General features: G+C 63.4%; 9 protein-coding genes and 1 tRNA gene. 4 read left to right on the plus strand and 6 right to left on the minus strand.

The annotated features are described in order from the left end of the window. The first annotated feature begins 59 nt into the window (after positions 1–59). On the plus strand, positions 60–314 hold the full coding sequence (locus tag EOA24_RS23760) for a hypothetical protein (protein WP_127258012.1): 255 nt from the start codon (positions 60–62) through the stop codon (positions 312–314). A 43-nt stretch (positions 315–357) separates the two neighbouring features. On the opposite strand, the gene EOA24_RS23765 is transcribed toward EOA24_RS23760, so the two are convergent. The 3 genes from EOA24_RS23765 to EOA24_RS23775 form a co-directional block, all read right to left on the minus strand. After that, positions 358–432 (minus strand) — tRNA-Glu (locus EOA24_RS23765). An 85-nt stretch (positions 433–517) separates the two neighbouring features. After that, the gene (locus EOA24_RS23770) at positions 518–931 is read right to left on the minus strand and encodes a VOC family protein (RefSeq protein ID WP_126080838.1); all 414 of its coding nucleotides are present in this window, start codon (positions 929–931) and stop codon (positions 518–520) included. Then, on the minus strand, positions 928–1311 hold the full coding sequence (locus EOA24_RS23775) for a fimbrial protein (protein WP_126080837.1): 384 nt from the start codon (positions 1309–1311) through the stop codon (positions 928–930). Before EOA24_RS23775 ends, EOA24_RS23770 begins: the two co-directional genes overlap by 4 nt. A gap of 26 nt (positions 1312–1337) precedes the next feature. On the opposite strand from EOA24_RS23775, the gene EOA24_RS23780 reads away from it, so the two are divergent. Both EOA24_RS23780 and rpoH read left to right on the plus strand, forming a co-directional pair. Then, positions 1338–2402, plus strand: a complete 1065-nt coding sequence (locus tag EOA24_RS23780) for an RluA family pseudouridine synthase (RefSeq protein ID WP_126080836.1) — start codon at positions 1338–1340, stop codon at positions 2400–2402. Between the two features lie 213 nt (positions 2403–2615). Beyond that, on the plus strand, positions 2616–3527 hold the full coding sequence (gene rpoH, locus EOA24_RS23785) for an RNA polymerase sigma factor RpoH (protein ID WP_126064089.1): 912 nt from the start codon (positions 2616–2618) through the stop codon (positions 3525–3527). Positions 3528–3790: 263 nt separating this feature from the next. On the opposite strand, the gene EOA24_RS23790 is transcribed toward rpoH, so the two are convergent. The 3 genes from EOA24_RS23790 to EOA24_RS23800 all read right to left on the minus strand — a co-directional run bounded on the left by EOA24_RS23790 (position 3791) and on the right by EOA24_RS23800 (position 5284). Further along, positions 3791–4450 (minus strand): peroxiredoxin, encoded by a 660-nt coding sequence (locus EOA24_RS23790; protein WP_126080835.1) that lies wholly within the window; start codon positions 4448–4450, stop codon positions 3791–3793. Between the two features lie 191 nt (positions 4451–4641). Then, the gene (locus tag EOA24_RS23795; RefSeq protein WP_042641578.1) at positions 4642–5007 is read right to left on the minus strand and encodes a cell division protein ZapA; all 366 of its coding nucleotides are present in this window, start codon (positions 5005–5007) and stop codon (positions 4642–4644) included. Positions 5008–5011: 4 nt separating this feature from the next. Next, positions 5012–5284, minus strand: coding sequence for a DUF4164 domain-containing protein (locus EOA24_RS23800; RefSeq protein WP_023763725.1), 273 nt, complete (start codon positions 5282–5284; stop codon positions 5012–5014). Between the two features lie 262 nt (positions 5285–5546). Between EOA24_RS23800 and EOA24_RS23805 the strand changes: the two genes are divergently transcribed. Next, positions 5547–6521 (plus strand): thiamine pyrophosphate-dependent enzyme (locus EOA24_RS23805; RefSeq protein ID WP_245501840.1); only part of this gene is annotated, 975 nt, incomplete at its 3' end.

Genomic DNA, 6521 nt, shown 5'->3' on the forward strand with positions numbered 1-6521 from the left:
TTTTAAGACAGCGGTTTCCCTTACGGAACTCTTTGCCCGCAGTGACCGTTTAGCGGTTGATGGCACTGGCTGACGACATCCAAATGGCGGAACGGCACGTTCTGCAAGCGGAGCGGCACATCAGGTGCCAGCGGGCGCGCATCGCCGCGCTGAAGCGCCGCCGGTTGCCGCGGGGCAAGGCATCCAACTTTCTGCAATTGCTTGAGGATGCGCAATCGATGCACCTCCAGCACCTGTCGAGGTTGTTGGAACAGGCATCACGCGAAAGAACCAAGGCCGGTTTCGCTGCCGCCGTCGCCCTTGCTGCGGAGTGATCCGCCTGCTGGAGTCTTTTCGAACGTCGGGTTTTCGGAAGCTTGGTACGCCCAAGGGGAATCGAACCCCTGTTCCCGCCGTGAGAGGGCGGTGTCCTGACCGCTAGACGATGGGCGCGCTCAAGAACCGGCTACATAGGCTGGCGGCCGGGAAAAAGCAACTGGGGTTTCTGACGCCTGAACCACTTTACGGATTGGCTGTGTCAGGACTGCCGTTTCGGCTCGATCAGGTCCCAGAGATTGCCATGAAGATCGGAGAACACCGCCACCGTGCCATAGGCTTCGTGGCGCGGCGCCTCGCGGAACTCGACGCCTTTCGCCAGCATCGCCTGGTGGTCGCGGGAAAAATCGTCGGTCTCGAGAAAGAGAAAAACCCGGCCGCCGGTCTGGTTGCCGATGCGGCTGGCCTGCTCCTCGCCGGAAGCTTCAGCCAGGAGCAGCCGCGCGCCCTGGCCCTTGGCCGGCGCGACGGTGACCCAGCGCTTGCCGCCGCCAAGGTCGACATCCTCGATGAGCACGAAGCCGAGCCGCTCGACATACCAGCGAACCGCCTCGTCGTAATTGCCGACGACGAGCGCGACGGTCGCAACGCTGCGGCGTTCGGCAAAGCCGCTCATTTGTTGCGAATCGCGAACTGGCCGATGATGCGGCGCTCGGCGATGTCGTAGACGAAGATCGACCGGCTGCCGTCGGCAAGCTCGGTGTCGATCGACAGGCGGTTGCCGGAGAGCGACTGGCTGACCACCTTGGCGCCGACGGGAAGCACGATGTCGCCGGAGAGCGACGCGCCGGCCGGAACCTGGACATCGCCGGCAGGCGCTGATCCGGCCACCGGTGCGTTGCGGGCTTTGTAGACAAGCGCGCCGATCACCACCATAAGGGCGAGGAACAGAAGGCCGAGATTGACGATCATGAAGCGGACGAGCTTGCGGCGCACATTCTCGGCCGCGGGGTCGAGCGGCTTTTCCTCATCTTCTTCGGCGACCGGCCGGGCCATGGCTAAACAATCCGCAACGGGTTTCGATGAGCGCTCATAACGAAGAGACCCCGATATTGATAGAGGACGAATCGGCGGACGAGGAATCCGGCGAAGCCGTCGCGCTCGAAGCCGGCGCCGACGCCGCCGGGCAGCGCCTCGACCAGTGGCTCGCCGCCAGGCTCGGGCCGGAGCTTTCGCGCAGCCGCGTGCAGGCGCTGATCAAACAGGGGGCTGTCTCCATCGCCGGCAAGCCGGTGCTGGAAACCAAGCGCAAGCTGATCGCCGGTGAGCGGATCGAGATTCTGGTGCCCGCGCCCGAGCCGGCCGAACCGCAAGGCGAGGACATTCCCCTCGACATCCTCTACGAGGACGACGAGCTGATCGTGATCAACAAGCCGGCGGGGCTGGTCGTGCATCCCGGCGCCGGCAACTGGACCGGCACGCTGGTCAATGCGCTGATCCATCATTGCGGCGACAGCCTGTCCGGCATCGGCGGCGTCAAACGGCCTGGTATCGTCCACCGGTTGGACAAGGAAACCAGCGGCGTCATGGTGGTGGCCAAGACCGACCGGGCGCATAAGGCCCTGTCGGAAGCCTTTGCCGATCACGGCCGCACCGGCGATCTCGAACGCGCCTATCTGGCGCTGGTCTGGGGCATTCCGCAGCGGCCGACCGGCACGATCGACGCCCATCTCGGCCGAGCCGCCGACCGCGTCCGCCGTGCCGTCGTTCCCGAGGGCCGCGACGATGCCCGCCATGCCGTCACTCATTTCAGCGTCGTCGAGCGCTTCGGCGAAGGACAGCAGGCTTTCGCCACCGCGAGCCTCGTCGAATGCCGGCTGGAGACCGGCCGCACCCACCAGATCCGCGTCCACATGGCCCATATCGGCCATCCGGTTGTCGGCGATCCGGACTACGGCCAGGCGTTCCGCACCAAAGCCAACCGGCTGCCGGAACCCTTGAAAACCAAGGTCAAAGCCTTTCCACGGCAGGCCCTGCATGCCTGGCTCCTTGAATTCGAGCACCCGACCACCCATCTAACGATGAGGTTCGAAGCGCCGATACCGGGAGACATGGAGGAACTCGTCGTCGACTTCCGAAAACTTTGAACCGACCCGCCAACAAGCTGCAAACCAGCCATCAAAAAACCTGACCGGCGTTGTTCACTTCAACGTGACAGACTGTTTAGCGTTGAACAAATGCCTGTCTTTTCTGGTTTTGTTCCTATATACAGAAGTTGTCGCGGATGAGCCTTTGGCATCCGTGACGTGTGCCCGCCGCGTTTCGGGGGCATCCACTCCAAAGAGAGAGGGGGCGCTATCATGGCCCAATCATTACCCAGTATTGTTTCCGGTGAAGGCGGTCTCGCCCGTTACCTGGAAGAAATCCGCCGCTTTCCGATGCTTCAGCCGCAGGAAGAGTACATGCTCGCGAAACGCTACGCCGAGCATCAGGACACCACGGCTGCGCACAAGCTCGTCACCAGCCATTTGCGGCTCGTCGCCAAGATTGCCATGGGCTATCGCGGCTACGGCCTGCCGATCGGCGAGGTGATCTCGGAAGGCAATGTCGGCCTCATGCAGGCCGTTAAGAAATTCGAACCGGAGCGTGGTTTCCGGCTCGCCACCTATGCCATGTGGTGGATCAAGGCCTCGATCCAGGAATACATCCTGCGCTCGTGGAGCCTGGTCAAGATGGGCACCACCGCCAACCAGAAGCGTCTGTTCTTCAACCTGCGCAAGGTGAAGGGCAAGATCCAGGCGCTCGATGATGGCGACCTGAAGCCCGACCAGATTGCCGAGATCGCCACCCGCCTCAACGTTTCCGAGGCGGAAGTGGTGTCGATGAACCGCCGCCTGTCGGGCGACGCTTCGCTCAACGCCCCGATCCGGGCGAGCGAGGGCGAGTCTGGCGAATGGCAGGACTGGCTGGTCGACGACCACGAAAGCCAGGAAGAGATGCTGATCGAGCAGGACGAGCTGGAAAGCCGGCGCGCCATGCTGTCGGGCGCTCTGTCGGTGCTCAACGACCGCGAGCGGCGCATCTTCGAGGCGCGCCGCCTTGCCGAAGAGCCGCTGACCCTGGAAGAGCTCTCGGCCGAGTTCGACATCAGCCGCGAGCGCGTGCGCCAGATCGAGGTGCGCGCCTTCGAGAAGGTGCAGGACGCGGTCAAGGCCGCCGCCAAGCGTCAGATGCAGGCGCTGCGCACCATCGAGGCGCAGCCGGCGGCGTAAAGCCACCGCACATACAGCAACAACAAAACGGCGGCGCCAGAATCTGGCGCTGCCTTTTTTTGTTTGGCGAAGCGGCGAAACCAGCCCTTTCTCCCCGTCACTATACGGGGAGAAATGTCCGGCAGGACAATGAGGGGCAGCGCCGAGGCTGCGAGGTTTGTTCCAACAATCGGATCGGGAGGCGGCGCGGTCCCTTCGAATGCCGCGCCGCCCCTCATCCGCCCTTCGGGCACCTTCTCCCCGTGAACGGGGAGAAGGAAAAATCATGCCGTCGGCTGCTTGGTCTTCCTGAGATAAGGCAGCACCGTTTCATACGCCCCAAAACGCTTGACCGCATCCTCGTTGGAGACGGCGGCGGTGATGATCACGTCGTCGCCCTGCTTCCAGTTGGCCGGCGTCGCCACCTGGTGCTTAGCGGTCAACTGGATGGAATCGATGACGCGCAGGATCTCGTCGAAGTTGCGCCCCGTGGTCATCGGATAGGTCAGCACCAGCTTGATCTTCTTGTCGGGGCCGATGACATAGACCGAGCGCACGGTGGCGTTGTCGGCCGGCGTGCGGCCTTCCGAGCTCTCGCCGGCGCCCGCCGGCAGCATTTCATAGAGCTTGGCGACGTGAAGGTCTTTGTCGCCGATCAGCGGATAGTGCACCGTATGACCGGTGGCGGTCTTAATGTCGGCCTGCCACTTCTCGTGGCTCGACACCGGATCGACCGAGATGCCGATGATCTTGACGTTGCGCTTTTTGAAATCGTCCTCGAGACCCGCCATGGTGCCGAGCTCGGTCGTGCAGACCGGCGTGAAATTCTTCGGATGGCTGAACAGCACCGCCCAGCCGTCGCCGATCCAGTCGTGGAACTTGATGGTGCCCTGCGTGGTCTCGGCCGTGAAATCCGGCGCGACATCGTTGATACGAAGACTCATGACCTGTCCCTACCCTCTTTGAAAACCGTAGCCGGCCTGCGGCTGGCCGTTGCCGGCTGCAAAAGCGTAGCACCATCGCGACGCCGATTAAACGCTCGCGATGATGGTCATGGCCTGCGCGAGGCGAATTTTTTGCGTGACCGCCGGCAATTCGCGGTAGGATTTTCCGTCGGAACGGGTATCGGAGCCGCTCAGGCCTTCTTTACCGCGAGCGTCACCGCGAGATCTTCCATGCGCTGCGCGAGCGCGCCGAGCGCGGTTGTCAGCACGCTGTCGCTCTTGTCGGCCTTGGTCAGCGCCTCATCGCGCGTCTTGCGCAAGGTCAGCACTTCGCTCTCCATGCCCTTGACGCGCTTGGTGAGCTCGGACAGCTCGTCCATCACCATGATGCCGGCCATGACGGTAAGCCGCTGGTCGCCGATTTCGCCGAACGAATCCTTCAGATGCGAGACATAGCGGTCGAAGCGCTCGGCAAGGTCGATCAGGTGCTCTTCCTGGCCCTCGTCGCAGGCCATGCGATACTGCTTGCCGTCGATGGAAACCGTGACCTGTGCCATTGCCCTACCTGTCCAGAACCGCGCGGATGGTTTCCATGGCGGTCACCAGCCGCCGCGACACTTCCTTGTTGGCGTCTTCCAGACGCTCGGCGCGCGCTTCGGAATTGTCGAGCTCCTGCGCCAGGCGCGAACGGTCGGCGTTCATGCGCTGCACCTCTGCCTCGGCTTCCGAATAATCACGCTCGTGCTCGAGCTTCGCCGCCACGGCGTTTTCCAGCCCTTCCATGGCCTTGCCCAGCCTGGCGATGACTTCCTTGAGGGTCGTTTCCCCGGTCATGGCCTTCGTCCTATGCCCTGCCCATCACCGAATCGCGCGCATTCAGAACGCGTTACCTCGGAAAGATTAGGCGCCGGGTGAAGGGCGCGTCAACAAAGCTCTCGCGACTGTCCCCCGCTATCGCTAATGTAAGGCGCTCGATGCCATCACAAGCCCGGCAAAATCCGTCCCGATTTGTTGACTAAAAGGCCGCGCCTGCTATGTGTCGCGGCATCCTTTTCCAAGGGCTCTCCCCAGGCTCCAACCCACTTCCGGAGGAAGCATGACGTCGCGTGAACAACATGATCGGATGGCCAACGCGATCCGTTTCCTTTCCATGGACGCCGTCGAGAAGGCGAACTCCGGTCACCCCGGCCTGCCGATGGGCTGCGCCGACATCGCCACCGTGCTGTTCAGCCGTTTCCTGAAATTCGACGCCAAGGCCCCGCACTGGGCCGACCGCGACCGCTTCATCCTGTCGGCCGGCCACGGCTCGATGCTGCTCTATTCGCTCCTCTACCTCACCGGCTACGAGGACATGACGATCGACCAGATCAAGAACTTCCGCCAGCTCGGCTCCAAGACCGCCGGCCATCCCGAATACGGCCATGCCGCCGGCATCGAGACCACCACCGGTCCGCTCGGCCAGGGCCTTGCCAATTCGGTCGGCTTCGCGCTCGGCGAGCGCATCATGAACGCCGCCTTCGGCAATGATCTCGTCAACCACTACACCTATGTGCTGGCCGGCGACGGCTGCCTGATGGAAGGCGTCTCCCAGGAAGCCATCGCGCTGGCCGGCCATCTGAAGCTCAACAAGCTGATCGTCTTCTGGGACAACAACAACATCTCGATCGACGGCCCGGTCTCACTGGCCGACAACACCGACCAGGTCGCCCGCTTCCAGGCCTCCGGCTGGAACGCCAGCCATATCGACGGCACCGATCCGGAAGCGATCGCCTATGCCATCGAGGCGGCGCGCCATTCCGACAAGCCGACGATGATCGCCTGCAAGACCACCATCGGCTTCGGCGCCCCGACCAAGGCCGGCACCAACAAGGCGCATGGCTCGCCGCTCGGCGCCGAGGAAATCGCCGGCGCCCGCAAATTCTTCAACTGGGAGTCGCCGCCCTTCGAGATTCCGGCCGACATCCTCGACGCCTGGCGCGCCGTCGGCGCCGGCGGCGCCAAGGCGCGCGCCGACTGGGAAGGCCGCCTCGCCAAGGCCGAGCCGAAGCTCAAGGCCGAGTTCGAGCGCCGG

This window comes from Mesorhizobium sp. M2A.F.Ca.ET.039.01.1.1, from assembly GCF_003998035.1.
Lineage (GTDB): Bacteria > Pseudomonadota > Alphaproteobacteria > Rhizobiales > Rhizobiaceae > Mesorhizobium.

Coding starts and splice junctions, on each gene's coding strand:
- EOA24_RS23775 (WP_126080837.1), bottom strand. CDS start 1,311: ATGGCCCGGCCGGTCGCCGAAGAAGATGAGGAAAAGCCGCTCGACCCC.
- rpoH (WP_126064089.1), top strand. CDS start 2,616: ATGGCCCAATCATTACCCAGTATTGTTTCCGGTGAAGGCGGTCTCGCC.
- EOA24_RS23760 (WP_127258012.1), top strand. CDS start 60: ATGGCACTGGCTGACGACATCCAAATGGCGGAACGGCACGTTCTGCAA.
- EOA24_RS23770 (WP_126080838.1), bottom strand. CDS start 931: ATGAGCGGCTTTGCCGAACGCCGCAGCGTTGCGACCGTCGCGCTCGTC.
- EOA24_RS23795 (WP_042641578.1), bottom strand. CDS start 5,007: ATGGCACAGGTCACGGTTTCCATCGACGGCAAGCAGTATCGCATGGCC.
- EOA24_RS23780 (WP_126080836.1), top strand. CDS start 1,338: ATGAGCGCTCATAACGAAGAGACCCCGATATTGATAGAGGACGAATCG.
- EOA24_RS23800 (WP_023763725.1), bottom strand. CDS start 5,284: ATGACCGGGGAAACGACCCTCAAGGAAGTCATCGCCAGGCTGGGCAAG.
- EOA24_RS23790 (WP_126080835.1), bottom strand. CDS start 4,450: ATGAGTCTTCGTATCAACGATGTCGCGCCGGATTTCACGGCCGAGACC.